Source organism: Streptomyces sp. NPDC048442, assembly GCF_040651475.1.
Classification (GTDB): Bacteria; Actinomycetota; Actinomycetes; order Streptomycetales; family Streptomycetaceae; genus Streptomyces.
The window spans coordinates 122,062-146,349 of sequence record NZ_JBEZKB010000005.1; the positions used below are offsets into that span (position 1 = coordinate 122,062).

The window sequence follows — 24,288 nt, forward strand, 5'->3', positions numbered from 1 at the left end:
ACGGCGCTTTACCAGGGGGCGTTCCTTGGTACGGCGCTTTACCATGAGGCACATGGCGACCAACGGTGAACTCGGCAACGGGTCAAGCGAGTTGGACTTCTTCATCAGTTACTCACCGGCCGACGAACAGTGGGCGTCCTGGATAGCGTGGACGCTGGAGGACGCCGGGTACCGGACGGTCGTGCAGGCCTGGGACTTCGTCGCGGGCACGAACTTCATCGACTTCATGGACCGGGGCGTCAGCGAGTCCGCCGCCGTCATCGCCGTCCTGTCCCGCCACTACGCCCGCTCCACCTACGGTCGCATGGAGTGGCAGGCCGCCCTGCGCGCCTCGCCGCAGGCGCCGGAACGCAGGCTGCTGACCGTACGCGTGGAGGACACCCCCATCGAGGGGCTGCTCGCCACGCTCACCTACGTCGACCTGGTGGGTGTCGCCGACCCGCAGACCGCCCGCTCCCTGCTCCTCACCCGTATCGAACAGGCCCTGGAGGGCAACGCCAGGCCACTGCGCAGGCCCGGCTTCCCCGGCGGCGCGCACCGGCCCTCCGCCCTGCCCGACGCCCCCGGGCCCGCCGGACCCGGCAGGCTCGGCGGCCCCGGCTGGGCGGGCCGGCGCCGTCCGGTCCGGGCACCCGCGTACCCCCTGTCCGGCGGCGGCAGCGGCGGCCAGGGCGAGGTCAGCGTCCTGCACCTGGCCGGGCCCGACTTCGGGCGGGGCCGCGAACCGGACACCCTCGCCCGGGAGATCCGCGGCGACCTCATCGAACTCCGCGACGCGGGCGCCCCCGACCCCGACCTCCTCGTGGTCACCGGCGACCTCACCGCATCGGGCAGCCCCCGCGAGTGCGACCAGGCGCTGAGCTTCCTCACCGCGCTCCGCTCCCAGCTGGAACTGCCGCCGCAGCGCGTCGTGATCGTGCCCGGCGGGCAGGACGTCAGCCAGGCCGCCTGCCTGGGCTACTTCCACACCTGCGAGGCCGACGAGGTCGCCCCGCAGCCCCCGTACTGGCCGAAGTGGCGGCACTACACCCGGCTGTTCCGCAGCTTCTACCAAGGCCTGGACACCGTCTTCGACAGCGACCAGCCGTGGACCCTGTTCCCGGTGCCGGAACTGCACACCGTCGTCGCCGGGTTCAACTCGTCGATCGCTTTCAGCCACCGCCCGGAGGAGCAGTACGGGCTGATCGGCCGCGACCAGGCCGCCTGGTTCGCCGAGTCCCTGCGTCGGTACGAGGAGGAGGGCTGGCTCCGCATCGGCGCGCTGCGGCATCCGCTCACCCCCGCGCACCGGCCCGGCGACGCGCCGGGCGGACCGGGCGCCCTGCGCGACGCGGACACCTTCGCCCGGCTCGCCGCACCCCGCCTGAACCTGCTGCTGCACGGGCCGACGGGCGGGCCGCGCACGGACATCGGACGGCCGAGCCACGCGCAGCTGGAGTCGGCGGGCCGCTCCGAAGCGGGCCGCCCGGGATCAGGTCGCTCCGCATCAGGGCGCTCCGCATCAGGTTGCTCCGAGTCAGGCCGCTCGGAATCAGGCCGCGCGAGTGCGGTGCGCCCGGGGGATGCGTGCCTGGGGGAGGCGTCCCTCGGGACGGCTCCGCCCCCGCGCCCCGGCTCCGCCTCCCCGGCCGATGCCCGCTCCGCCGACGGCCGCCCCCGCCCGGGGTTCTCCCCCCGCAAGGATCCCGCCGGACACCAGGGCCCCGGCGCCCTCCAGCTCTTCGGCGCCGCCGCACCCGCCCGCTTCCAACTGCTGCGCGTCACCGCGGACGGCGCCGAACGCTGGACGGACCGCCCCGCCGCCGACCCCGAGCAGTACCGGGCCGACTGGCACCGCACCTCCCGCGTCTTCCCCGTCCCCGACCTGCCGGACCTCGCCTTCGCCGACGTACCTCCGCAGCCCGATCCCCCCGCCGATCCCGCCGACTCCCTCGCGGAGCGTGTCAAGGAGATCTGCCGGGTCCGCCGCGAGGGCGTCAGCCTGCGCGACGCCGTCCGCCGCTCGCCCGACGACATGGCGCAGATACTGGCCACCTGGCAGGAGGACGGCGTCGTACGCCAGCAGCGCATTGCCGTGCACCCCGGCACACCCACCGAGGAGGACCTCGACCGGTTCGCCGCGCAGGTGCACTCCACCGACACGGACGCCGAAGCGGTCATCGTCTACGCGGGCGACGCCCCCGACCGGGGGCTGCGCGAGCGGGCCGCCCGGCACGGGGTGCGCGTGCGGGTGCGCAGCTTCCTCCAGTTCCAGGGGCTGCTCGACCTGCGCGGACACGTCGCCGCCCAGACCGCCGCCCTGCACGCCGCCGGGCAGTACGCCCCCGACCTGTACCTCCCGCAGCGCTACCGCGACACCTCCCGCCGCGACGGCCAGGGCGCCGCCGAACGCGACGGACTCCTCGAAGCCCTCCTGGAACTCCTCGACGACGACCACGGCCGCTTCGTGCTCCTCCTCGGCGACTTCGGCCACGGCAAGACCTTCGCCCTGCGCGAGCTCGCCCGCCGCATCCCCGAGCAACTCCCGCACCTGATCCCGCTGTTGATCCCGCTCAACACCCTCGACCGGGCCCAGTCCCTGGAAGGCCTGGTCGCCGCCCACCTGGCGAGCCACCACGTCGACACCATCGACCTGCGCGCCCTGCGCTACATGCTCGCCCAGGGCCGCGTGGTCCTCCTGTTCGACGGCTTCGACGAACTCGTCAACCGGGTCAGCTACGACAGCGCCGCCGACCACCTCAAGGTCCTCATCGATGCCTGCGTGGGCAACACCAAGATCGTGGTGAGCAGCCGCACCCAGCACTTCAAGAACCAGCAGCAGGTCCTCACCGCACTCGGCGAGCAGGTCGGCCTCCTCCCGCAGCGCAAAGTGCTGTCCGTCGAGGGGTTCACCCCGCAGCAGATCCACGCCTACCTGACCCACACCTACGCCGACGCCCACGTCGCCGAGCAGCGCTTCCACCTCCTCCAGGGCATCCCCGACCTCCTCGCCCTGTGCCGCAACCCCCGCCTGCTGTCCTTCGTCGCCGACCTCTCCGCCGACCAGCTGCGCACCGTCGCCGGAGCGGGCCGCGCCCTCAGCCCCGCCCGGCTCTACGAGGACGTGTTCACGGCCTGGCTGAGCTACGAGGAAGTACGCGGCCAGGGCGGCCCCGGCGCCCCGCCCGGACTGAACATCGACGCCCTGTGGAAGGCCGTCACCGCACTCGCGCTGCGGCTCTGGGAGTCCGGGCGCACCGCCCTGCGGCTCGACGAACTCACCGACCTGTCCGCCCATACCCTCACCGGGCTCACCGCGTCCCCGATGACCGTCCAGGAGTCGGCCCAGGCCGTCGGCGCGGGCACCCTGCTCGTACGTTCCGACGACGGGGTGTTCCAGTTCATCCACGGCTCCGTCGTGGAGTGGCTCGTCGCCCGCGAGGCCGCCGCCCAGCTCGGCCGCGGACAGTACGGGCTGCTCTCCGCAGGACTGCTCAGCCAGCTGTCCGTGGAGTTCCTCTGCGACCTCGCCGACCACGAGAAGTGCGTCGGCTGGGTCCGCAACGTCCTCAACACCCCGGGCCACGGCGGCTCCGACGCCGCCCGCGCCAACGCCGTACGCATCAGCAACCGCCTCAAGGTGCCCTCGCACGCCGACCTGCGCGGCGCCCGCCTCGCCGGTGAGGACCTCTCGCACCGCGACTTCTCCGGCGTCGACCTGAGTGGCGCCGACCTCACCGACGCCACCCTCGTCGGCGCCAACCTCTCCCACGCCGACCTCACCGACGCGACCCTCGTCGGCGCCCGCCTCGACCGCGCCGACCTCACGGAAGCCAACCTCACCCGCGCCGACCTCTCCCGCGCCCGCCTCACCAGGGCCCGCCTCGAAGGCGCCCGGCTGACCGGCAGCAGCTGGCCGCGCGCCGCCCTCATCGACGTCCGGATGGACGACGCCGTGCGCACCGCCCCCGAACTGCGGCGCGCCGCCGTCGCCCCCGGCATGCCGGTGGAGGCCGGCTTCCGGCCGTCAGCGGTGGGCGTCCCGTACGGCTTCGACATGCGCACGAGCAGACTCCCCGAGCCCATCGCGTACAGCCCCGACGGCGAACTCCTCGCCGTCGGCAGCGAGGACGGCGGCGTCCTGCTGTGCGGCACCGACAACGGCCTCGCCCTGCGCACCCTCCAGGGACACGTCGGCCGGGTGTACGCGGTGAAGTTCCGCCCCGACACCATCGCGACGGGCGGCGCCGACGGCACCGTACGCCTGTGGGACCCCGTCTCCGGGCGCTGCAGGCACCGCCTCGAAGTCCACCCCGACGGGGTGTGGCCCGTCTCCCTCGACACGGAGGGCGGCCGCCTCGCCACCGGCGACCGGGAGGGCCTGGTCACCGTCTGGGACACCGCCACCGGGCAGCCCGTGCACCGGCTGCCGGGGCACACCGCACCCGTCTACACCACCGTCTTCAGCCCGGACGGCCGGCTCCTGGTCACCGGCGACGCGGGCGCCCGCGTCCGCGTCTGGGACCTGTCCACCGGCCGCTGCCTCCACGAGGCCCCGGGACACCACGGGGCCGTCTACCGGGCCCGGTTCAGCCCGGACGGCAGCATCTTCGCCACCGCCGACATGGGCGCCGAGGACGCGGGCGGCCATGGCACGGTCCGCATCTGGTCCTCCTGCGACGTCCGCCTCCTGCACGAACTCACCGGCCACGCCGGACGCGTCTACACCCTCGACTTCCACCCCTCGGGAACCCTCCTCGCCAGCGGCGACACCGAGGGCCGCATTCGCCTGTGGGACCCCGTCGTCGGCACCCCCGCCGGAACCCTGGAAAGCTTCACCGGCGCCGTCTACCAGGTCCTCTTCGGCGACGACGGCAAACTCCTCGCCGCCTGCGACAGCGACGGCGCCGTCCGCGTGTGGACGGTCACCGACCGCCGCAGCGGCGGCCACACCGTCACCCTGCGCCCCCGCCAGCCCGCCGAGCACCGGGGCGCCGCCTGGGCGTGCGCGTTCCGCCCCGGCGACAGCCAGCTCCTCACCGTCGGCAACGACGGCGGCGCCCGCATCTGGGACGCCGCGACGGGACAGGGCAAACGCATCCTGCGCGGGCACGGCCGCCGGGTCGCCGGGGTCGCCTTCAGCGCGGACGGCGGCCAGCTCGCCGCCACCGGCAACGACGGCGTCGTACGGCTGTGGGACACCCGCACCGGGCAGCGCAGCCACGAACTCACCGGCCGCGGCGACCGGTTGGTGTCCGCCGCGTTCAGCCCCGCCGAAGCCGTGCTCGCCACCGCGAGCAACGACGGCGACATCTACCTGTGGAACCCGGCGGGCGGCGAGTACCTCCGCGAGTTCGACGCGGAGACCGAACACATCTGGGCGGTCGCCTTCAGCAGCGACGGCGTCCTGCTGGCCACTGCCAACGACGACGACTCCGTACGCCTCTGGTACCGCTCCACCGGCGCCCACGTCTCCCACCTCGACCAGCACCGGGGCCGGGTCCGCTCCATCGCCTTCCGCCCCGGCAGCTCCCTCCTCGCCACCGGCTGCGACGACAGCCACGTACGGATCTGCGACGGCACCACCGGCGAGCTCCTCGCCGACCTGGCCGGGCACACGGACCGGGTGTACGGGGTCGCCTTCGGGTCGGGGGACCGGGGCGAATGGCTGGTCAGCGCGGGCTGGGACGGCACCGCCCTGATCTGGCGGGACGGGGCAGTCGTCCACCGGCTCGAAGGGCTCGGCGGCCGGTTCTGGACGGTGGCCGCCCACCCCACCCGCCCCCTCGTCGCGGCGGCCGGCGACGACCGCCGCATCCTGCTCTGGGACGCCGGCACCGGGGAGCTCCTCGCCGACCTGGCCGGGCACACCGGCCGCGTGCTGTCGGTCGAGTTCTCCCCGGACGGTACGACGATGGCCAGCGGCGGCGAGGACGGCACGGTCCGGCTGTGGAACCTGCGGCCCGACGGCTCCGTCACCCTGCGGGCCATCCTGGTCGGCGTGCCGGACGCGTGGGCGGCGCTCACTCCGGGCGGCGGGTACAAGAGCGAAGGAGACGTGGACGGCGAGTTCTGGCACGCGGTCGGCATGACCCGGTTCACCCCCGGAGAGCTCGACGAGTTCCTGCCGGGGGTGCACCGGCTGCCGCTGGGAGAGGAGCTGCAGCAGGGGCGGTGAGGGGCTCGGTGCTCAGCGGTTCGGTGTTGAGCGGTTCGGTGTTGAGCGGTTCGGTGTTGAGCGGTTCGGTGTCGAGCGGCTCGGGTACGGGGCGGAGCATCCACCGAGCAGCACGATCAGCAGGGTGAGTGCGGGGCGGTTGACGCGTATCGGCTTCATGAACGCCACCCTCCGACCTGAAGCGGACTTGGGGTCAAGCCCCGCTGCCGGGCGGATCGTTGACGTGGCGCACGAACTATTGACTAAAAGTCAATACCGTCCCACGCTCGCTACTGAGCCGTAGCCAATGGGAGGTCCGCCTTGAGCAACGAAGCCAACGGAGCGAAAGAAGCCCTCGCCCGTCTCACGTCCGAACTCGGCAGCCCGCCGCCGGAAGGCATCACCACAGCACTGACGGAAGCTCAACTCTCCTTCCTCGCCGACGCGTTGAAGGCCGAACACGCACACCGCGCCTCCGGCCTCGGTGAAGCCGCCGAAGAAGCCCTGGGGCTCGTCCCCGCCCTCGCCCGCGGCCCGGTGCGCCGCATCCTCTTCGCATAGGACGGAGTTCCGACGCCATGGACAAGCTCCGCAACCGGGCCGAGGCCCAGAAGATCGCCGCCCTCCTGGGCCTGGGCGAGGATCCCGACCGCCTCGCCTTCCTGTACGCCCTGCCCTCCGCCGACGTACGAAAGCTGCGCGAGCAGACCGCGGCCGCCCTCTTCGACGGCCAGCCCGAGATGCTCGACCGCATCGCCAAGGCCACCAAGCTCGTCCCCGCCGGCGTCGCCGCCGCCCTCTCCCAGAAGGCGCTCGGCCCCCGCCTGGCCGCCGCCGTCGCGGGCCGCCTCGAACCCCACCGGGCCGCCGACATCATCGAGAAGCTGCCGGTCCCCTTCACCGCCGAGTCCTGCCCGCACCTGGACCCGCGCCGCATCGCCGGCATCGTCGACAGCCTCGACGAGAACCTCCTCGTCCGTATCGCCGTCGCCCTCGCCGAACGAGGCGACCACCTCACCATGGGCCGCTTCGTCGGCGACATCCGCGACTCCGCCCTGGAACGCATCCTGCCGCAGATCTCCGACAGCCTGGTCCTGCGTACCGGAGTCGTCGTCGACCGCCCCGAACGCCTCGGCCAGATCATCGAGTTGATGGGCGAGGAGCGCCTCGCCAAGGTCATCGCCTCCGCCTCGGCGAGCGGCCTGTGGCCCGAAGCCCTCACCGTCGCGGGCATGGTCACCGGTGAACAGCGCACCCGTATAGCCCAGTTGGCCGCCGCCCAGCCGCCCGAGGCCCTGGACTCCCTGGTGCGGGCCACCGCCGAGAAGGACCTCTGGGAGTCCCTGCTGCCGCTGGTCGCCCTCCTCGACGAGAAGGAACGCCGGGCCGTCGCGGGCCTGCCCTCGCTGCGCTCGCCCGAAGTCCTCGCCCAGGTCGTGCGCGCCGTGGTCGCGACCGGCCTGTGGGGCGAGTTCCTGCCCCTGGTGGAGGTGCTCCCCGACGACTCCCGCAAGGTGGTCGCCGACGCGGCGGGCGCCCTCGCGGCCCCGGAACTCGACGCGCTCGCCCGCGAGGTCGGCCGGCACGACCTGTGGGAACTGGTGCTGCCACTGGTCGAGTTGATGAACGACGAGGCGAAGCAGCGCATCTTCGAACTCCCCGCGTTCCAGGAGCAGTCGGCGCCCTGACCCCGACGCCGGTGCTGGACAGAACACCCCTCGACGAGTACACCCAGTGACAAGGTTCGTGCGCAGTCGCCGGGGGACGAGGGGATCGAGGACGGAATGTGGCCTCAGAGGGAGTGTTTTTTACCGGAGTACACCGAATCGGCCGAAGTGCGTGCCGCTACGGAGTGTGACCTCCCGCGGCTGGTCGCGCTGGACTGCGCGGCCTACGGCAGCGAGGCTTACGGGTATCCCGTACTGCGCCAGCTCCTCGACGTGCACGGCGGCGGACTGCTGGTGCTCGAAGGCGGCGACGAGAGCGATGGCCTCGCCGGATACGTACTGATCGCCAACGCGGCCCGCTCCTGGGAGAGTTGGCTCCTCAGTCTGGTAGTCGGCAAGCGTTTCCAGGGGTGCGGCCACGGCCGCAGGCTGCTGTCCGAGGCGGTACGGCTGGCCGAGCGGAGCGGTGTGAGCGAGATCCGGGGGAGTGTGGAGCCCGGCAACCGTGCGGCTGTCGGGCTCTTCCGCTCCCTCGACTTCGTCGTGGAGGCCGACGTGGCGGACTACTCGGGCCCCGGCGGGCACCGGCTGGTGCTGTGCCGGTCGATCAGCCGGTACCCGATGAGGTGAGGCGAGCGGGCCGGATGCCGCCGTCAGGCCGATGGGCCCCCGCCGCCCGGCCGTCGGTCCGCGTCCCGGCCGTCGCGGCCCGCGTCCCGGCCGTGGATCCGCGTCATCCGGCCGTGGATCCGCCGTCGACGGTGAACTCCGTGCCCGTGATGTACGACGACGCGTCCGACACCAGGAACCGCACCAGCTCGCCGACCTCCTCCGGGCGCCCCATCCGCCCCAGCGGCAGATGTGACCAGTCCCGGCCGGCCGTGGCCGCGATCATCGGGGTGTCGATCGCGCCCGGATGTACGGAGTTGACCCTGACCCCGTACTTCGCCAGGTCCAGCGCGGACGAGCGGGTCAGCCCGCGCAGGCCGAACTTCGTCGATCCGTACGCCGCGTGGCCGGGGATGCCGACCAGCCCCGCCGTCGACGACACGTTGACGATCGACCCGCCGCCCGCCTCTTTGAGTGCGGGCAGTACCGCCTGGATGCCGAGGAAGGGGCCGAGGAGATTGACCCGGATCAGGGCCTCGAAGTTCTCCTGCGTCTCCTCCTCGACGGACGCGGTCCGCCACAGGGCGGCATTGTTGACCAGGGCGTCGATCCGGCCGAATGCCTCCCGCGCGGCCGCCGTCACCTCCGCCCAGCTCGCCGCGTCCGCCACGTCGTGCCGTACGAACAGCCCCTTCCCGTCAAGGGACTTGACGACCTCGCGGCCCTCCTCCTCCCTGATGTCCGTGACGACCACCCGCGCTCCGGCCTCGGCGAACAGCCGGGCCTCGGCGGCGCCCTGGCCGCGACCGGCCCCGGTGACGACGACGACTTTCCCCTCCAGCGTGATGCTCACTTGCCCTCCACAGCCTTGAAGTGGGGATGCACGGTCTCGCCCCACTGCCGGATGGTCTCCCTGCACGCCTGCTGCGGTTCCGTGCCCCTCTGGACCGCGAGGCTGTGTTGACTATGCGGCTCCGCCGCGCGGGCGCGACCAGCCACACCACCCGCACATTCTCACCCGACCCCCGGCAGGGCTCACCCCTATGGGTCGGTCCGCCGGACAGGCCCTAGGGGCGCGGGGAACTGCGCGACCAGCCACACTCAACCCGCACGTCCCCCGGGCAAGGGTCACCGCACGACCCGCCCATAAGCCCGCCGAAGGTACACCAACGGCCATGCCGACCGGCCGGCCGGTTCGAGCGCCGGCGCGGTGACGACGGCTACCCCGTGCAGAAGGCACTCCTCGCGGTCCGCATGTCGAGCCCCTCGACTGTGCGGTGCGGGTCGGCAAGGGTGGGCGTTGAGGTGGCCATGGTGAACACCTGTGAGGGGAGACCGGCCACGCTCACCCGTCAAGCAGGCACGCAGGAGGGCTCCCGATCGCATGAACGCGCACACCCTGAACCCCAGCGCCGAGCAGGAAGAGCTGCGGGCGGCCGTCCGGTCCGTCCTCGCCCGGCACGAGGGCCCCGCCGCCTGGGCCCCCCTCACCCGCGACATCGGCATCGCCGCCCTCACGGTCCCCGAGGAGTACGGCGGCCTGGGCTGCCCCGGCCGCACCGAGGTCCACGTCGTCATGGAGGAACTGGGCCGCGTCCTGAGCCCCGTCCCCTACCTGGGCTCGGCGGTCCTCGCCACGGAAGCACTCCTCGCCTGTGACAACGAAGAAGCCTGCGCCCGCCTCCTGCCGCCCCTCGCCGACGGCACCTCCGTCGCCGCCCTCGCCTGGGCGGAAGCGTCCGGGGAGGGCGACGGCGGCCGCGGAGGCTGGGAGGCCGCCGACCTCACCACCAGCGCGGAGGAGCCCGGGACCAGCGACGACTGGCTGCTGACGGGCACCAAGGAGTACGTCCCCGCGGCGGAGCCCCCGGATGTCCTTCTCGCGTTCGCCCGCACCGCAGCCGGTCTCGCGCTCTTCGAACTCCGGCCGGGCGCGGGGGAGTTCACCCCGCTCCCCGCCATGGACCGCACCCGCCCGCTCTCCCGTATCACCCTGGACCGGGCCCCCGCCCGCCTCCTGTCCACCGAGGGTGCCCGCATCCTCGCCCGGGTCCGCGACCTGGCCTGCACCGCGCTCGCCGCCGAGCAGGTCGGTGCGGCGGCCCGCGCGCTGGAGATCACCGTCCAGTACGCCAAGGACCGCGTCCAGTTCGGCCGCCCCATCGGTTCCTTCCAGGCGGTCAAGCACCGCCTCGCCGACCTGTACGTCCTCGTCGAGGAGGCCCGCTCCCTCGCCCTCGCCGCCGCCGACGCGGGAGCCGCCGCCGAACCGGCCGCCGCCGCCAAAGCCGCGTGCTCCGAGGCATACGAAAAGGTCGCGGGCGAGATGATCCAGCTGCACGGCGGCATCGGCATCACCTGGGAACACCCGGCCCACGACTACTTCAAACGGGCCCACGGCACCGCCCACTTCCTCGGCTCGCCCACCACCCACCGCCGCCGCCTGGCCAAGCTCCTGGGCTTCGACGCCGCGCACCGCCCCACCGTGATCGCGTAACCTCGGCAGCCCGAAACGTACGTACGGAAAGCGGGTCCGCGCATGCCCATCGACCTCCGCAAGGTGGAGGAGACCGCCCCCGCGCTCGTCAGCCTCTACAAGAGCGCCGGAGTCAGCCTGCGCAAGCACCGGCTGGACGGGCAGCGCGCGGCGGTCTACCTCGTCGTCGACTACTCGGGCTCGATGAAGCCGTACTACAAGGACGGCAGTGTGCAGGCTCTCGCCGACCGCGTGCTCGGCCTGGCGGCCCACTTCGACGACGACGGCACCGTCCCGGTCGTCTTCTTCTCCACGGAGGTCGACGCGGTCACCGACATCGGCCTGGCCAACCACCGGGGCCGCGTCGAGGAGATCGCCGCGGGCCTCGGCCACATGGGGAAGACCAGCTACCACCTGGCCATGGACGCGGTCATCGACCACTACCTGGACAGCGGCTCCACCGACCCCGCCCTGGTGATCTTCCAGACGGACGGCGGGCCGATCAACAAGCTCGCCGCCGAACGGTACGTCTGCAAGGCCGCCGGGCTCCCGCTCTTCTGGCAGTTCGTGGGCTTCGGCAACACCCGCAGCAGCCAGTTCGACTTCCTCCGCAGACTCGACGAACTCGCCGTTCCCGCAAAGAGGTTGGTCGACAACGCGGGCTACTTCCACGCGGGCGAGAACCCGTCCGGCATGCCCGACGCGGACCTCTACGACCAGCTCGTAGGAGAGTTCCCGGCCTGGCTGACGGAGGCCCGCGCGCAGGGAGTACTCGGATGAGGGTCCTGCGCGCCGCCGACCGCACCGCCGTCCCCTGGAAGAACGGCGGCGGCATCACCCGCGAGATCACCGGCTTCCCCGCGGGTGCGTCGGCAGCCGGCTTCGAGTGGCGCATCAGCCTCGCCGAGGTCGCCACCAACGGCCCGTTCTCCGAGTTCCCCGGCGTCGACCGCATCCTGACGATGGTCGAGGGCAAGGGGATGGCCCTCACCCTGAACGGCACCGCACCCCGCCTCGTCGACGCGCGCCACGTCCCCCAGCACTTCCCCGGCGACGTCCCCACCGACTGCCGCCTCCTCGAAGGCCCGGTGGCCAACCTCAACGTCATGTACCGCAGGGGCACGGACACCACGGCGCACGTGGAGGTCGTACACGGGCGGTTCGGGCCGGTGACGGTCCCTCCGCACGGTTCCACGGTGGTCGTCGTGGCGCTGGACGCCCCGGTGGCGCTGCCCGGAGCGGGCCTCACCCTCGGCCCGTACGACGCGGTGGTGTGCACCGAGGACCCGGGTGCCCTGCACACGGGCGGGCACACGGGCGGGCACACGGACGGCCGCGCGGCGGTCATCACGGTGCGGCACGGCTGAGCCCGCACATGGCTGCGCCCCCGCACCCGAGGTCCTGGGTGCGGGGGCGCAGTGGCAGATACGGACTACTTCCCGGCCGCGGCCGTCCCCGTCTGTGCGGCGCCCGCCGCGGTCCGTGCCGCACTCGCGGCGGTCTGGGTGACGGTCTGCGCCGAGGAGCCCGCCACCTCTTCGAGCAGCTCGCCCGAGACCGGCAGCGAGGCGAGCCGGTCGGTGGGCTCGGCAGCGTGCGCACCCGGGGCGGGGGAGACCAGGGCGGCGACAAAACCGGCGGCGAGAGAGGCGACAGCAGCCATGCTTCGTTTCTTCATACCCTGCCCAACGCGCGACGGCCCGAACGGTCACGCCCTCCGTGCCCGAACCAGTGTCCTGCGGGTGCCCGACTAGGACAGGTCCTAGTGCCCGACCAGGCAGAACGAGTGTCCCGCCGGATCCGCGTACACATGGAACCCACGGCCGGGCGCATGGTCCAGAACCTCCGCCCCCAGCGCCACCACCTCCGCGTGCGCGGCGGCCAGATCCGGGACCGCCAGGTCCAGGTGGAACTGCTGCGGGGACTGTGGGTCCGGCCAGTGCGGCGGACGGAAGTCCGTGGCGCGCTGGAAGGCGAGGACCTGGCCGTCCGGGGTGTGGACGGTCGACCAGTCGTCGTCCACGGACCACTGCGGGTCCGGACGGTTGACCGCCCCGCCCGTCAACGCCGCGTAGAAATGCGCGAGTTCGAGTGGGTTGGGGCAGTCGAGAACGGTGCACTGCAGTCTGGCGATCATGCGCCGAGGATAGGGTGCCGAGGACAGGGGTTCGCGAAGTGCGGGCCGCTGGTTCGCGCAGCGCGGGCCGCTACCCCTCCAGCACCCGCCCCCTGCACCGCGCCGGTGTCCCCCACGCGTCCCGCAGTGGCCGTGCCTTGCGCAGCCACAGCGAGAGGTCCAGCTCCTGGGTGTAGCCGACCGCCCCGTGCAGCTGGAGCGCGGTGCGGGCCGCCGCGTATGCCGCCTCGCCCGCGCTCACCTTCGCCGCCGCGATGTCGGCAGGGGCCATGCTCAGCGCCGCCCCGTACAGCAGCGGCCGGGCGAATTCGAGCCCGACCAGGGTGTCCGCCAGCCGGTGCTTCACCGCCTGGAAGGCGCCGATCGGCATCCCGAACTGGGTGCGCTGCTTCACGTACGAGACCGTCTGCGCAAGCAGCGCGTCACCGACGCCGAGCGCCTGCGCGGCGGTCAGGAAGCAGGCGAAGTCCCGTGCGGCGGCTCTCGCTTCGGGCGTCACGGAGGCCGGCCGGCCGGCCGCCGGACGGTACAGCCGCCGCGCCGTGTCCGCCGAGACGTGCAACTCCCCGCCCGGCGGGGCGAGAGCGGGCTCCGGCGACAGTACGAACACGGCGTCGGCGGCGTCCGCGTCCAGCGCGTACCCACCGCCCTCCGCCAGCGTCACCATCGCCTCGCCCGCCGCGATCCGCGGCAGCCACTCCTTGGCAAGGGCCCCACAACCCGCGAGCAGCACCGCCGCCGCAGCCGTCTCCACGTACGGTCCTGGCACGGCATGCTTCCCCAACTCCCGGAAGGCCAGCGCGAGTTCGACCGGGAGCACGCCCATCCCTTCGTACGGCTCCGGGACGGCCAGGGCGAAGACGCCCGCCTGGGCGATCCGCGCCCACAGCTCGCGGCCCGGGCCGTGGTCGCCGGCCTCCCAGGCCCGTACGGCCGCCGGGGTGTCGGCCGCGGTCAGCATCGCGTCGAGCGAGCGGGCGAAGTCCTGCTGCTCGCGGCTCTGCAGGAAGCGCATCAGCGGCGGCCCTTCGGGAGGTCGAGCAGGCGCTCGGCGATGATGTCGCGCTGGATCTCGTTCGTACCGGCGTAGATCGGCCCCGCGAGCGAGAAGACATACCCCTGCGCCCACTCACTGTCCGCCAACTCGCCGTCGGCGCCGAGGAGTTCGAGAGCCGTCTCGTGCAGGGCGATGTCGTACTCGGACCAGAAGACCTTGTTCAGGCTGGACTCGGCGCCGATGGTCTCCCCGGCGGCGAAACGCGAGGCGGCTCCCCAGGTGAAGAGCTGGTAGGCGCGCGCCCCGATCAGCGCGTCCGCGACCCGGTCGCGCATCGCCGTGTCTGTCATGTCATCGGGGCGCGCGTGCGTGCGCCAGTCGGCGGCCAGCCGGTCGGCGGCGGCCAGGAAACGGCCGGGGGAGCGGAGCATCAGCCCCCGCTCGTTGCCGGTGGTCGACATGGCGATCCGCCAGCCCTGGCCGACCTCGCCGATGACGTCCTCGTCGGGCACGAAGACCTCGTCGAGGAACAGCTCCGCGAAGGCCGGCTTGCCGTCGAGCCGCCCGATGGGACGGACGGTGACCCCGGGCGCACGCAGGTCGAACATCAGATACGTCAGCCCCCGGTGCGGCCTGTCCGCGTCCGGGTCGCTGCGGAAGATCCCGAAGGCCCGGTCGGCGAAGGCGGCCCGCGACGACCACGTCTTCTGGCCCGAGAGCAGCCAACCCCCTTCCGTACGTACGGCGGTCGAGCGCAGCGACGCGAGGTCGGAACCCGACTCGGGCTCGGACCACGCCTGCGCCCAGACGACCTCGCCCGTGGCCATCGACGGCAGCACCCGCGCCCGCTGCTCGGCCGTCGCGTGGTCGAAGAGGGTCGGGGCGAGGAGGTTGATGCCGTTCTGCGAGACCCGGCCGGGTGCGCCCGCCGCGAAGTACTCCTCCTCGAAGATCAGCCACTCGAAGATGTCCGCGCCCCGGCCGCCGTACTCCTCGGGCCACGACACGACCGACCAGCGGTCGGCGGCGAGGCGGGCCTCCCACTCGCGGTGGGCGGCGAAACCCTCCTCGGTTTCCAGGGAGGGGAGCGCCGCGGCCGGGACGTGGCCCGCGAGCCACTCCCGTGCCTCGGCGCGGAAGGCGTCCTGCCGGTCGCTGAAGTCCAGGTCCATGGTGGTCAGTTGCCCGCCTTCTTCTTCATGGCCGCCACGTCCATGCCGCCCAGTGGGTCCTTCGCCGTCTCCGCGTTGTGCGCGTGCGCGAGGTGGTGCAGGCCGAAGACGGAGTCCATGCCGGTGTGCAGACCCTGGAGGTCCTCGGCCTGGTTGACGGCGCGCTTGGTGAGGGCCAGACCGAGGCGGGGCATCTCGGCGATCCGCTCCGCCAACTCATGTGTCCGGTCAGCCAGTTCGGCCCGCTCCACGACCCTGTTGACCATGCCGACCTCGTACGCCCGGCGCGCGGTCATCCGGTCGCCGGTGAACAGGAACTCCTTCGCGATGCGCGGCGGCATCACCCACGGGTGCGCGAAGTACTCGACGCCCGGGATCCCCATCCGTACGACGGGATCGGCGAAGAACGCGTCGTCGGACGCCACGATCAGATCGCAGACCCACGCCAGCATCAGCCCGCCCGCCACGCACGCCCCCTGGACGGACGCCACGACCGGCTTCGGCAGTTCGCGCCAGCGCCTGCACATCCCCAGGTACACCTCGGACTCGCGGGCGAACCTGCTCTCCGCCCCCGCCTTGTCCGAGTGGTCCCACCACAGGCCCGCCCTGCGGGCGAAGGGCAGGTGGGCGTCGCGCTCGGGGGTGCCGATGTCGTGCCCGGCGCAGAAGTGCTCGCCCGCACCGGCCAGGACGACCACCTTGACCTCGTTGTCCTCCGACGCCCGGTAGAAGGCGGCGTCGAGGGCGTACGTCATCGCGGAGTTCTGGGCGTTGCGGTAGCGGGGCCGGTTGAGGGTGACGTACGCGACCGGGCCCCGGCGTTCGTACAGAACGGGTTCGGCGGCGGGCGCAGGGGAGGAGCTGGAGGTGTCGGACGTGCCGGGTGTGCCGGGCGTCTCGGGCGTCTCGGCTGTCATGGTGGAACCATCCTTCCCTAACAAGTGTTTGGTAGGTTAACGTACGGCCATGAGCAGCGTCGAGGAGTTCCGCACCGGGATCCGGAACTGGCTACGGGATCAACTCGGCGGCGAATTCGCCGGGTTGAAGGGCCGGGGCGGCCCCGGCCGGGAGCACGAGGCATTCGCCGAGCGCCTCGCCTGGGAGCGGCACATGGCCGCACACGGCTGGACCTGCATCGGCTGGCCCAAGGAGTACGGCGGCCGGGGCGCGAGCGTGGCGGAGCAGATCGCCTTCCACGAGGAGTACGCCCTCGCGGACGCCCCCGCCCGCGTCAACCACATCGGCGAACAGCTCCTCGGCCCGACCCTCATCGCGTACGGCACCGAGGAACAGAAGGCCCGCTTCCTGCCACCGATCGTGGCGGTCGAGGAGCTGTGGTGCCAGGGCTACAGCGAACCGGACGCGGGCTCGGACCTCGCGGGCGTCCGTACCCGCGCCGCACTGACGGACGGCGAGTGGACCGTCAACGGACAGAAGATCTGGACCTCCCTCGCCCACGAGTCGCAGTGGTGCTTCGTCGTCGCCCGCAGCGAACCTGGTTCGCGCCGGCACGCGGGACTCTCCTACCTCCTGGTCCCCATGGACCAGCCGGGCGTCGAGGTCCGGCCGATCGTCCAGCTGACCGGGACGTCCGAATTCAACGAGGTCTTCTTCGACGACGCCCGCACCGCCGCCTGTCACGTCGTGGGGGAGGCAGGGGACGGCTGGCGCATCGCGATGGCGACGCTGGGCTTCGAGCGCGGCGTGTCCACGCTCGGCCAGCAGGTCGGCTTCCGGCGCGAGTGGGAGTCACTGGTGGAGGTGGCCCGGCACAACGGCGCCCTCGCTGAAACCGGCGTACGGGACGGCCTCGTACGGGCCTGGACGGGACTCGCGGCGATGCACGCCCACTTCCGGCGCGGCGACGTCGAGCCCTCGGTGGCCAAGACGTACTGGGCGACCTGGCACCGCGGCCTCGGCGAGCTCGCCATGGAGATACGCGGCGCGGCCTCGCTGCTCGCCGCATCGGCGCCGTACGAACTCGACGACTGGCAGCGGCTGTTCCTCTTCTCCCGCGCCGACACCATCTACGCCGGCTCGGACGAGATCCAGCGCAACATCATCGCCGAGCGCGTGCTCGGACTTCCCAAGGAGGTACGGGCGTGAGCACAGCACCCGCATACGTGAAGGGCCACGGGCTCCTCGACGGCCGCAGCGCCGTCATCACGGCCGCAGCCGGGGCCGGGATCGGCGGAGCCACCGCGCGCCGCTTCCTGGAGGAGGGCGCCCGGATCGTCATCGGCGACGCGCACGCACGGCGGCTGAAGGAGTCGGAGCAGGCACTCGCCGAGGAGTTCGGGGCCGACCGGGTCACCTCCCTGCCGTGCGACGTCACCGACGAGACCCAGGTCCAAGCGCTCTTCGCGCGGGCCGCCGAGATCCACGGCGGCCTCGACCTCGTCGTCAACAACGCCGGGCTCGGCGGCACCGCCGACCTCGTCGACATGACCGACGACCAGTGGTCGAAAGTCCTGGACGTCACCCTGAACGGCACGTTCCGGTGCACCAGGGCCGCCCTGCGCGCCATGAAGGAGGCCGGCGGAGGCGGCGTAATCGTCAACAACGCCTCCGTCGTCGGCTGGCGCGCCCAGGCAGGACAGGCCCACTACGCCGCCGCGAAGGCGGGCGTCATGGCGCTCACCCGGTGCGCGGCGATCGAGGCGGCCGGGTTCGGCGTACGTATCAACGCCGTGGCCCCCAGCCTGGCCATGCACCCGCACCTGGTGAAGGTGACGACGCCCGAGCTGCTCCGCGAGCTCACCGGGAAGGAGGCCTTCGGCCGGTACGCCGAGCCGTGGGAGGTCGCCAACGTCATCGTCTTCCTGGCCAGCGGCTACTCCTCCTACATGACGGGGGAGACGGTCTCGGTCAGCAGCCAGCATGCGTGAGCACTCGACCACAATGAGCGGGTGCCTACCCATTCGCAGAAGAAGCCCCAGGTGACCGCGTCCCCCCAGCGCCGCCGCGAACTCCTCGACACCGCAGCCGAGGTGTTCGCCGCGCAGGGTTACAACGCGACCACCGTCCGCAAGATCGCCGACGCGGCGGGGATGCTCGCCGGCAGCCTCTACTACCACTTCGATTCCAAGGAATCGATGCTCGACGAGATCCTCTCGACCTTCCTGACCGAGCTCTGGGAGGGGTACGACACCGTGCTCGCCTCCTCGCTCGGCCCCAGGGAGACCATCGAGGCCCTCGTCACCGAGTCCTTCCGGGAGATCGACCGGCACCGCGCCGCCGTCGCCATCTACCAGAAGGAGTCCAGGCACCTGTCCGCGCAGCCCCGCTTCCACTACCTCGCCGACTCGCAGACCAAGTTCGAGAAGGCCTGGCTGGGAACGCTGGAGCGCGGCGTGGCCGACGGAATCTTCCGGGACGAGCTCGACATCCGCCTCACGTACCGCTTCGTGCGCGACACGGTGTGGGTGGCGGCGTCCTGGTACCGGCCCGGCGGTCAGCACAGCCCCGAGGAGATCGCCCGCCAGTACCTGTCGATGGTGCTGGACGGAATCGCCGTACGCACCGAGTGAACCCCACTTGAGTCCCTTGCGAATGGAGTCGTCATGGCCGAGGCCTACATCGTCGAAGCGGTACGCACCCCGGTCGGCCGGCGGAAGGGCGCTCTCGGCGCCGTCCACCCCGCCGACCTCGGCGCGCACGTCCTGAAGGCCCTGGTGGAGCGCTCAGGCGTCGACCCCTCCGCCGTCGAGGACGTCGTCTTCGGCTGCCTGGACACGGTCGGCCCGCAGGCCGGTGACATCGCGCGCACGTCCTGGCTGGCGGCCGGCCTCCCGGAGGAGGTGCCCGGCGTGACCATCGACCGCCAGTGCGGCTCCTCGCAGCAGGCGGTCCACTTCGCCGCGCAGGGAGTCCTCTCCGGCACCCAGGACCTGGTCGTCGCGGGCGGCACCCAGAACATGACGCAGATACCGATCGCCTTCGCCTCGCGGCAGGCGGCGGAACCGCTGGGGCTCACGGCCGGCCCGTACGCGGGCTCGGAGGGCTGGCGCGCCCGGTACGGCGACGCGCCGGTCAACCAGTTCCACGGCGCGCAGCTCATCGCCGAGAAGTGGGGGATCTCGCGCCGAGACATGGAGGAGTTCGCACTCCGCTCGCACCGGCGGGCGCTGCGGGCGATCGACGAGGGCCGCTTCGCGCGGGAGACGGTGGCCTACGGGGACGTCACGGTCGACGAGGGCCCGCGCCGGGACACCTCGCTGGAGAAGATGGCGCAACTGGAGCCGGTGATGGAGGGCGGCACGATCACCGCCGCGTGCTCCTCGCAGGTCTCCGACGGCGCGGCGGCGATGCTGATCGCCTCCGAGCGGGCCGTACGGGAGCACGGGCTGACCCCGCGCGCCCGCATCCACCACCTGTCGGTACGGGGCGAGGACCCCATCCGCATGCTGTCGGCGCCGATCCCCGCGACGGCGTACGCGCTGAAGAAGACCGGGATGTCGATCCGGGACATCGACCTGGTCGAGATCAACGAGGCGTTCGCACCGGTGGCCCTGGCGTGGCTGAAGGAGACGGGCGCGGACCCGGAACGGGTGAATGTGAACGGAGGGGCGATCGCCCTCGGCCACCCGCTGGGCGCGACCGGCGTCAGACTGATGACGACGCTGCTGCACGAGCTGGAGCGCACGGGCGGGCGGTACGGCCTCCAGACGATGTGCGAAGGCGGCGGACAGGCCAACGTGACGATCATCGAGCGGGTGTAACCCAAGTGGCGCCTGACTTGGCAAGTTCCCCCGCGCGCCTCCCGCGGGGGCGTGCTACGGTAGGCGAGTTGCAGTTTTGGTACCCATGAACTTTATGTGCGCCTGACGAGAACGCTTCGACAGGTGCACATTTGTTTTTCCGGTCATTGCCGGTTTCCGGCTCTCCGGATGGGGTCATTGCGGCGACGAGGAATTCGTAAAGTGCGAATTTCCGGCTCTGCCCCTGTTTTAGGAGATTTAAAATGGCTACTGGCACCGTGAAGTGGTTCAACTCGGAAAAGGGCTTCGGCTTCATTGAGCAGGACGGCGGCGGCGCCGACGTCTTCGCCCACTACTCCAACATCGCCACCTCGGGCTTCCGCGAGCTCCAGGAGGGCCAGAAGGTTTCCTTCGACGTCACGCAGGGCCAGAAGGGCCCGCAGGCGGAGAACATCGTCCCGGCCTAATCGCCCGGACGCGAACCTCTAGCCGGGGCCCGCACCGTGAAGGTGCGGGTCCCGGCTTGTTGTTGTGTTCGCAAGGACCCGCCCCGTGCGCGGGCCGCACCGCGGCCGTTCCAGGCTGTCCCCAGAAAGAAGGCAATTCCTGCATGACCCGTTTCGAACGATCCTCCTCCGAGCGCACCGGCCGTCCGGCGCGCAACCGACCGTCGAGTGCCGCCCCGTCCAGGGGCCGCGGCAAGGCTTCGACGAAGAACTCCGGAAAGGGCCCTGCCCGCCGGTCCACGCCGCTCCAGGGTGAATTCGCACTGCCGGAGTCCCTCACCCCCGCGCTGCCGTCGGTCGAGGCTTTCGAAGCGCTGGACATGCCTGCCGCACTCCTGAAGACCCTCGCCTCGCAGGGGGTGACGGAGCCGTTCCCGATCCAGGGCGCGACGCTGCCGAACTCTCTCGCGGGCCGGGACATCCTGGGCCGCGGTCGTACGGGCTCCGGCAAGACGCTGGCCTTCGGCCTGGCGCTGCTGGCCCGTACGGCAGGACGACGCTCCGAGCCGCACGCACCGCTCGCTCTCGTCCTCGTACCGACGCGTGAACTGGCGCAGCAGGTCACGGACGCGCTGACGCCGTACGCGACCGCCGTCAACCTGCGGCTGACCACGGTCGTCGGCGGCATGTCGCTCAGCAAGCAGGCCAACGCACTGCGCCGGGGTGCGGAAGTACTCGTCGCCACGCCGGGACGCCTGAAGGACCTCATCGAGCGCGGCGACGCCCGCCTCGACCAGGTCGCGATCACGGTGCTCGACGAGGCCGACCAGATGGCCGACATGGGCTTCATGCCGCAGGTCGTCGCGCTGCTCAAGCAGGTCGAGCCGGACGGGCAGCGGATGCTGTTCTCGGCGACGCTGGACAAGAACATCGACAAGCTCGTCAAGATGTTCCTGACCGACCCGGTCGTGCACTCGGTGGACCCGTCCGCCGGCGCCGTCACGACGATGGAGCACCACGTGCTCTACGTCATGGACGAGACCGAGAAGAAGGCCGTCGCCGCACGGATCGCCGCCCGCGAGGGCCGCGTGATCATGTTCGTGGACACCAAGCGCGCTGCCGACCGCTTCGCGAAGCGGCTCCTGGCCGCCGGTGTGTACGCGGCCGCGCTGCACGGCGGGCGTTCCCAGCCGCAGCGCAACCGGACCCTTGAGCAGTTCAAGAACGGCAAGGTCACCGCGCTCGTGGCGACCAACGTGGCGGCCCGAGGCATCCACGTCGACGACCTCGACCTCGTCGTGAACGTCGACCCGCCGACCGACCACAAGGACTACCTGCACCGCGGCGGCCGTACCGCCCGTGCCGGTGAGTCCGGTTCCGTCGTCACGCTCGTCCTCCCCGAGGAGAAGCGCGAGATGACCCGGCTGATGAGCGACGCGGGCATCGCGCCGCGCACCGCCCGGATCAAGTCCACCGACGAGGAGCTGGCGAGCATCACGGGTGCGCGCGAGCCGTCCGGTGTCGCCGTGGTCGTCGAGGTGCCGGTGCCGGTGCAGCAGCAGCCCGCGAAGCGCCGTCCGTCCTCCTCCTCGTCCTCCTCGGACGGGCGCAGCCGCACCCGCGGCCGTCGTGGCGGCAGCGGCGGCGGCGCTCCGGCCGGTGGCGCTGCGGCGACGGGCGGGCGTCCGTCCCGTCCGGCACGTGCCGGATCCGGCGCCGGCGCCGGTGGCGGTCAGGGCCAGTCGCGCGGTACGGGCCAGGCCCGAACCGGTGGCGGCCAGTCCCGTACGGGCGGCGGGCAGTCCCGCGCCGGTGCAGGACAGGGCCAGTCGCAGCGGCGGCAGGGCGGCGGCCAGGGCGGCCGCCGCGCCGCCTGAAGGTATGAACCAGTGGGCTGACGGTTCGTCAGCCGACCAGCTGGGTCTGGAGCTTCGCCAACGTGCGGAGGTCCAGGCCCAGTCCCTTTTGCAAGTACCCGTACAGGCTGCCGTAGCGCGCCTCGACCTCCGCGAGAGCGGTGTCCAGGTAGGCGTCGCGGACTTCCTGGAGGGGGATCAGCAGGTCCGGGTTCTGCATCAGGCCCGCCTGCTTGAGGCCGTCGCGGACCTTCTGGTCGGCCGCCGCCCGGATGGCGTTCGAGGCGAGGTAGTCGCGGCGGGCCGTCGCCTCCGGGACGCCGAGCGCGCGCAGCAGCACGTAAGTCGTCCAGCCCGCACGGTCCTTGCCCGACGTGCAGTGGAAGAGGACCGCGCTCCTGGACGAGCTGTTCGCGATGTCGCGGAAGGTGGCGGCGAACTGCGCGGTGTTCGCCGGGTCGGAGATCAGCGTCCGGTAGACCCGCTTCATCAGGTCCGAGCCCTTGCTGCCGCCGAGCGCCTCCTCCTGCTTCACCGGGTCCCTGGTGGCGATCGCCGCCATCATCTGCCCGTACAGACCACTGTCGTTGACGGGGCGCGCGGTGGCGGTGAGGCCGGGCGGGAGGCGGTCCTGGCCGTCGTACTGGATCTCGATCGGCACCCGGTAGTCGATCACCTTGCCCAGCCGCAGGCCCGCGAGGGTCAGCAGGTCCGGGTCGGTGAGCCTGCCGAGGGCGTCCGCGCGGTAGACGAGTCCGTGGCGGACGGTGTCGCCGCCGTAGGTGCGGTAGCCGCCGACGTCGCGGACGTTGACCGCGCCCTGGAGGGGTATCTGGCGGAGGGGGCTGGTGCTGCTGCGGTGGTGGTGGGAGTGCGAGGTGCTGGGTGCGGGGGTCTGGGCGAGGGCCGTCGCGGGCAGTGTGCCCAGGGCGAGCGCGGACACGACCGCGCCTGTGGCCAGCCGTACTCGGTTGCGGCTCATCCGGTCAACTCCTGTGAGGGGAGAGGGAGATCACCCTGGTGTCGGCAGGGCGTGGAGCGCGTGCAGCTGGGTGAGGGTGGTGTCTGCTTCGGCCATGACACGTGCCACTAGATCCGCACAGCTCGGCAGGTCGTCGATCACCCCTGCGACCTGCCCCGATGCCATGACGCCGAGATCGGTGCGGCCGTCGACCATCGAAGCCTTCAGCAACATGGGGGTGTTGGCGGCCAACAGCACCTGACTCCAGGACAAACTCTTGCCGTGCTTCATGGCGAGCCCGTCGCGGACCATTTGCGACCAAGTCAGTCCGGAGATCTTCTTGAACCCGGCCGCCCTGACGACCGCCTGCGCCAGCGCTCTCGTACGGCCGGACCGCTCCAGGGCCTCGACCAGTTCCGAGCGGAGCATCCGGTGCGGGAGGCCGTCGACGGCGGTGGTGACGGTGATGTCCTTGACCGTCGCCGCCAGGTACTTCGCCTTGACGGCGTCGGGCACCGTCGAGTCGGAGGTGAGCAGGAAACGGGTGCCCATGGCGATGCCCGCCGCGCCGTGGGCGAGCGCGGCGACCAGACCACGCCCGTCGTGGAAGCCGCCCGCCGCGACGACGGGGATGTCGACCGCGTCCACCACTTGCGGAAGCAGCACGGTGGTTGCCACGTCGCCGGTGTGGCCGCCGCCCTCGCCGCCCTGCACGATCACCGCGTCCGCACCCCACGCGGCGACCTTCTCCGCGTGCCTGCGGGCGCCGACGGAAGGGACGACGACGACACCCGCGTCCTTCAGTTCGGCGATCAGCTCGCGGGACGGCGCGAGCGCGAACGAGGCCACCTTCACACCCTCGTCGATGATGATCCGTACGCGGTCGCGGGCGTCCCCCGCATCCGCCCGCAGGTTCACGCCGAAGGGCGCCCCCGTACGGGACTTGACCTCGCGGACGGCCTGCCGCAGCTGCTCGACGGTCATCGTCGCGGAGGCGAGGATGCCGAGCGCGCCCGCGTTGGCCGTCGCGGAGACGAGGCGGGGCCCCGCCACCCAGCCCATGCCGGTCTGGACGAGGGGGTGGCGGACGCCGACGAGGCGAGTGAGCGCGGTCTCCAGGACGGGCGCCGG

The 24,288-nt window shown here is 72.1% G+C and carries 21 protein-coding genes; 13 read left to right on the forward strand and 8 right to left on the reverse strand.

Features of this window, described 5'->3' with window-relative positions:
- The first annotated feature begins 52 nt into the window (after positions 1 to 52).
- The 4 genes from AB0D18_RS10115 to AB0D18_RS10130 all read left to right on the forward strand — a co-directional run bounded on the left by AB0D18_RS10115 (position 53) and on the right by AB0D18_RS10130 (position 8,433).
- Complete coding sequence (locus tag AB0D18_RS10115; protein WP_362414944.1) at positions 53 to 6,157, forward strand: TIR domain-containing protein; 6,105 nt, start codon at positions 53 to 55, stop codon at positions 6,155 to 6,157.
- A gap of 300 nt (positions 6,158 to 6,457) precedes the next feature.
- On the forward strand, positions 6,458 to 6,697 hold the full coding sequence (locus tag AB0D18_RS10120) for a hypothetical protein (protein ID WP_362414946.1): 240 nt from the start codon (positions 6,458 to 6,460) through the stop codon (positions 6,695 to 6,697).
- 17 nt (positions 6,698 to 6,714) lie between these two features.
- Entirely contained in the window at positions 6,715 to 7,824 is a 1,110-nt protein-coding gene (locus AB0D18_RS10125) for a hypothetical protein (RefSeq protein WP_362414948.1), read from the forward strand.
- A 147-nt stretch (positions 7,825 to 7,971) separates the two neighbouring features.
- Positions 7,972 to 8,433 (forward strand): GNAT family N-acetyltransferase, encoded by a 462-nt coding sequence (locus AB0D18_RS10130; RefSeq protein WP_362414949.1) that lies wholly within the window; start codon positions 7,972 to 7,974, stop codon positions 8,431 to 8,433.
- Positions 8,434 to 8,536: 103 nt separating this feature from the next.
- Here AB0D18_RS10130 and AB0D18_RS10135 read toward each other — a convergent pair whose 3' ends face one another.
- A complete protein-coding gene (locus tag AB0D18_RS10135) occupies positions 8,537 to 9,259 on the reverse strand; it encodes a glucose 1-dehydrogenase (RefSeq protein WP_362415313.1) in 723 nt (240 codons plus the stop codon).
- A 537-nt stretch (positions 9,260 to 9,796) separates the two neighbouring features.
- On the opposite strand from AB0D18_RS10135, the gene AB0D18_RS10140 reads away from it, so the two are divergent.
- From AB0D18_RS10140 to AB0D18_RS10150, 3 genes are read left to right on the forward strand one after another with little or no spacing between them, the layout of a single operon-like run.
- Positions 9,797 to 10,909 carry an acyl-CoA dehydrogenase family protein gene (locus AB0D18_RS10140; protein ID WP_362414951.1) on the forward strand — a complete coding sequence of 371 codons (1,113 nt, stop codon included), beginning with the start codon at positions 9,797 to 9,799 and terminating at the stop codon, positions 10,907 to 10,909.
- Positions 10,910 to 10,951: 42 nt separating this feature from the next.
- Positions 10,952 to 11,668: a VWA domain-containing protein gene (locus AB0D18_RS10145; RefSeq protein ID WP_362414953.1), complete on the forward strand. Its 717-nt coding sequence runs from the start codon at positions 10,952 to 10,954 to the stop codon at positions 11,666 to 11,668.
- Positions 11,665 to 12,255: a HutD family protein gene (locus tag AB0D18_RS10150; RefSeq protein WP_362414955.1), complete on the forward strand. Its 591-nt coding sequence runs from the start codon at positions 11,665 to 11,667 to the stop codon at positions 12,253 to 12,255. The genes AB0D18_RS10145 and AB0D18_RS10150 overlap by 4 nt, the downstream gene beginning before the upstream one ends.
- A 65-nt stretch (positions 12,256 to 12,320) precedes the next feature.
- Here AB0D18_RS10150 and AB0D18_RS10155 read toward each other — a convergent pair whose 3' ends face one another.
- From AB0D18_RS10155 to AB0D18_RS10175, 5 genes are all read right to left on the reverse strand, one after another.
- Positions 12,321 to 12,551, reverse strand: a complete 231-nt coding sequence (locus AB0D18_RS10155) for a hypothetical protein (RefSeq protein ID WP_362414957.1) — start codon at positions 12,549 to 12,551, stop codon at positions 12,321 to 12,323.
- A 99-nt stretch (positions 12,552 to 12,650) separates the two neighbouring features.
- Positions 12,651 to 13,025, reverse strand: coding sequence for a VOC family protein (locus AB0D18_RS10160; RefSeq protein ID WP_362414959.1), 375 nt, complete (start codon positions 13,023 to 13,025; stop codon positions 12,651 to 12,653).
- Between the two features lie 70 nt (positions 13,026 to 13,095).
- Positions 13,096 to 14,040, reverse strand: coding sequence for an acyl-CoA dehydrogenase family protein (locus AB0D18_RS10165; protein WP_362414961.1), 945 nt, complete (start codon positions 14,038 to 14,040; stop codon positions 13,096 to 13,098).
- Positions 14,040 to 15,194: an acyl-CoA dehydrogenase family protein gene (locus AB0D18_RS10170; protein WP_362414963.1), complete on the reverse strand. Its 1,155-nt coding sequence runs from the start codon at positions 15,192 to 15,194 to the stop codon at positions 14,040 to 14,042. The genes AB0D18_RS10165 and AB0D18_RS10170 overlap by 1 nt, the downstream gene beginning before the upstream one ends.
- 5 nt (positions 15,195 to 15,199) lie before the next feature.
- Complete coding sequence (locus AB0D18_RS10175; RefSeq protein ID WP_362414965.1) at positions 15,200 to 16,111, reverse strand: enoyl-CoA hydratase; 912 nt, start codon at positions 16,109 to 16,111, stop codon at positions 15,200 to 15,202.
- Between the two features lie 49 nt (positions 16,112 to 16,160).
- On the opposite strand from AB0D18_RS10175, the gene AB0D18_RS10180 reads away from it, so the two are divergent.
- The 6 genes from AB0D18_RS10180 (at position 16,161) to AB0D18_RS10205 (ending at position 22,217) form a co-directional block, all read left to right on the forward strand.
- Positions 16,161 to 17,300, forward strand: coding sequence for an acyl-CoA dehydrogenase family protein (locus tag AB0D18_RS10180; RefSeq protein ID WP_362414967.1), 1,140 nt, complete (start codon positions 16,161 to 16,163; stop codon positions 17,298 to 17,300).
- Positions 17,297 to 18,082 carry an SDR family oxidoreductase gene (locus tag AB0D18_RS10185; RefSeq protein ID WP_362414969.1) on the forward strand — a complete coding sequence of 262 codons (786 nt, stop codon included), beginning with the start codon at positions 17,297 to 17,299 and terminating at the stop codon, positions 18,080 to 18,082. The genes AB0D18_RS10180 and AB0D18_RS10185 overlap by 4 nt, the downstream gene beginning before the upstream one ends.
- Before the next feature lie 21 nt (positions 18,083 to 18,103).
- Positions 18,104 to 18,724, forward strand: a complete 621-nt coding sequence (locus tag AB0D18_RS10190; RefSeq protein WP_362414971.1) for a TetR/AcrR family transcriptional regulator — start codon at positions 18,104 to 18,106, stop codon at positions 18,722 to 18,724.
- Positions 18,725 to 18,757: 33 nt separating this feature from the next.
- On the forward strand, positions 18,758 to 19,915 hold the full coding sequence (locus tag AB0D18_RS10195) for an acetyl-CoA C-acetyltransferase (protein ID WP_362414973.1): 1,158 nt from the start codon (positions 18,758 to 18,760) through the stop codon (positions 19,913 to 19,915).
- Between the two features lie 242 nt (positions 19,916 to 20,157).
- Entirely contained in the window at positions 20,158 to 20,361 is a 204-nt protein-coding gene (locus AB0D18_RS10200) for a cold-shock protein (RefSeq protein ID WP_003969786.1), read from the forward strand.
- 143 nt (positions 20,362 to 20,504) lie between these two features.
- Positions 20,505 to 22,217, forward strand: coding sequence for a DEAD/DEAH box helicase (locus AB0D18_RS10205; protein WP_362414975.1), 1,713 nt, complete (start codon positions 20,505 to 20,507; stop codon positions 22,215 to 22,217).
- Positions 22,218 to 22,245: 28 nt separating this feature from the next.
- Here AB0D18_RS10205 and AB0D18_RS10210 read toward each other — a convergent pair whose 3' ends face one another.
- Both AB0D18_RS10210 and AB0D18_RS10215 read right to left on the reverse strand, forming a co-directional pair.
- A complete protein-coding gene (locus AB0D18_RS10210) occupies positions 22,246 to 23,178 on the reverse strand; it encodes a tyrosine-protein phosphatase (RefSeq protein ID WP_362414977.1) in 933 nt (310 codons plus the stop codon).
- Between the two features lie 30 nt (positions 23,179 to 23,208).
- A complete protein-coding gene (locus tag AB0D18_RS10215; protein WP_362415315.1) occupies positions 23,209 to 24,276 on the reverse strand; it encodes a nitronate monooxygenase in 1,068 nt (355 codons plus the stop codon).
- Positions 24,277 to 24,288 lie beyond the last annotated feature (12 nt).

Excerpts from the sequence above, each read along its gene's own strand:
- AB0D18_RS10165 (WP_362414961.1), bottom strand. The coding sequence starts at position 14,040 with ATGCGCTTCCTGCAGAGCCGCGAGCAGCAGGACTTCGCCCGCTCGCTC.
- AB0D18_RS10205 (WP_362414975.1), top strand. The coding sequence starts at position 20,505 with ATGACCCGTTTCGAACGATCCTCCTCCGAGCGCACCGGCCGTCCGGCG.
- AB0D18_RS10115 (WP_362414944.1), top strand. The coding sequence starts at position 53 with ATGGCGACCAACGGTGAACTCGGCAACGGGTCAAGCGAGTTGGACTTC.
- AB0D18_RS10180 (WP_362414967.1), top strand. The coding sequence starts at position 16,161 with ATGAGCAGCGTCGAGGAGTTCCGCACCGGGATCCGGAACTGGCTACGG.
- AB0D18_RS10125 (WP_362414948.1), top strand. The coding sequence starts at position 6,715 with ATGGACAAGCTCCGCAACCGGGCCGAGGCCCAGAAGATCGCCGCCCTC.
- AB0D18_RS10200 (WP_003969786.1), top strand. The coding sequence starts at position 20,158 with ATGGCTACTGGCACCGTGAAGTGGTTCAACTCGGAAAAGGGCTTCGGC.
- AB0D18_RS10155 (WP_362414957.1), bottom strand. The coding sequence starts at position 12,551 with ATGGCTGCTGTCGCCTCTCTCGCCGCCGGTTTTGTCGCCGCCCTGGTC.
- AB0D18_RS10150 (WP_362414955.1), top strand. The coding sequence starts at position 11,665 with ATGAGGGTCCTGCGCGCCGCCGACCGCACCGCCGTCCCCTGGAAGAAC.
- AB0D18_RS10160 (WP_362414959.1), bottom strand. The coding sequence starts at position 13,025 with ATGATCGCCAGACTGCAGTGCACCGTTCTCGACTGCCCCAACCCACTC.
- AB0D18_RS10170 (WP_362414963.1), bottom strand. The coding sequence starts at position 15,194 with ATGGACCTGGACTTCAGCGACCGGCAGGACGCCTTCCGCGCCGAGGCA.
- AB0D18_RS10175 (WP_362414965.1), bottom strand. The coding sequence starts at position 16,111 with ATGACAGCCGAGACGCCCGAGACGCCCGGCACACCCGGCACGTCCGAC.
- AB0D18_RS10210 (WP_362414977.1), bottom strand. The coding sequence starts at position 23,178 with ATGAGCCGCAACCGAGTACGGCTGGCCACAGGCGCGGTCGTGTCCGCG.
- AB0D18_RS10195 (WP_362414973.1), top strand. The coding sequence starts at position 18,758 with ATGGCCGAGGCCTACATCGTCGAAGCGGTACGCACCCCGGTCGGCCGG.
- AB0D18_RS10145 (WP_362414953.1), top strand. The coding sequence starts at position 10,952 with ATGCCCATCGACCTCCGCAAGGTGGAGGAGACCGCCCCCGCGCTCGTC.
- AB0D18_RS10140 (WP_362414951.1), top strand. The coding sequence starts at position 9,797 with ATGAACGCGCACACCCTGAACCCCAGCGCCGAGCAGGAAGAGCTGCGG.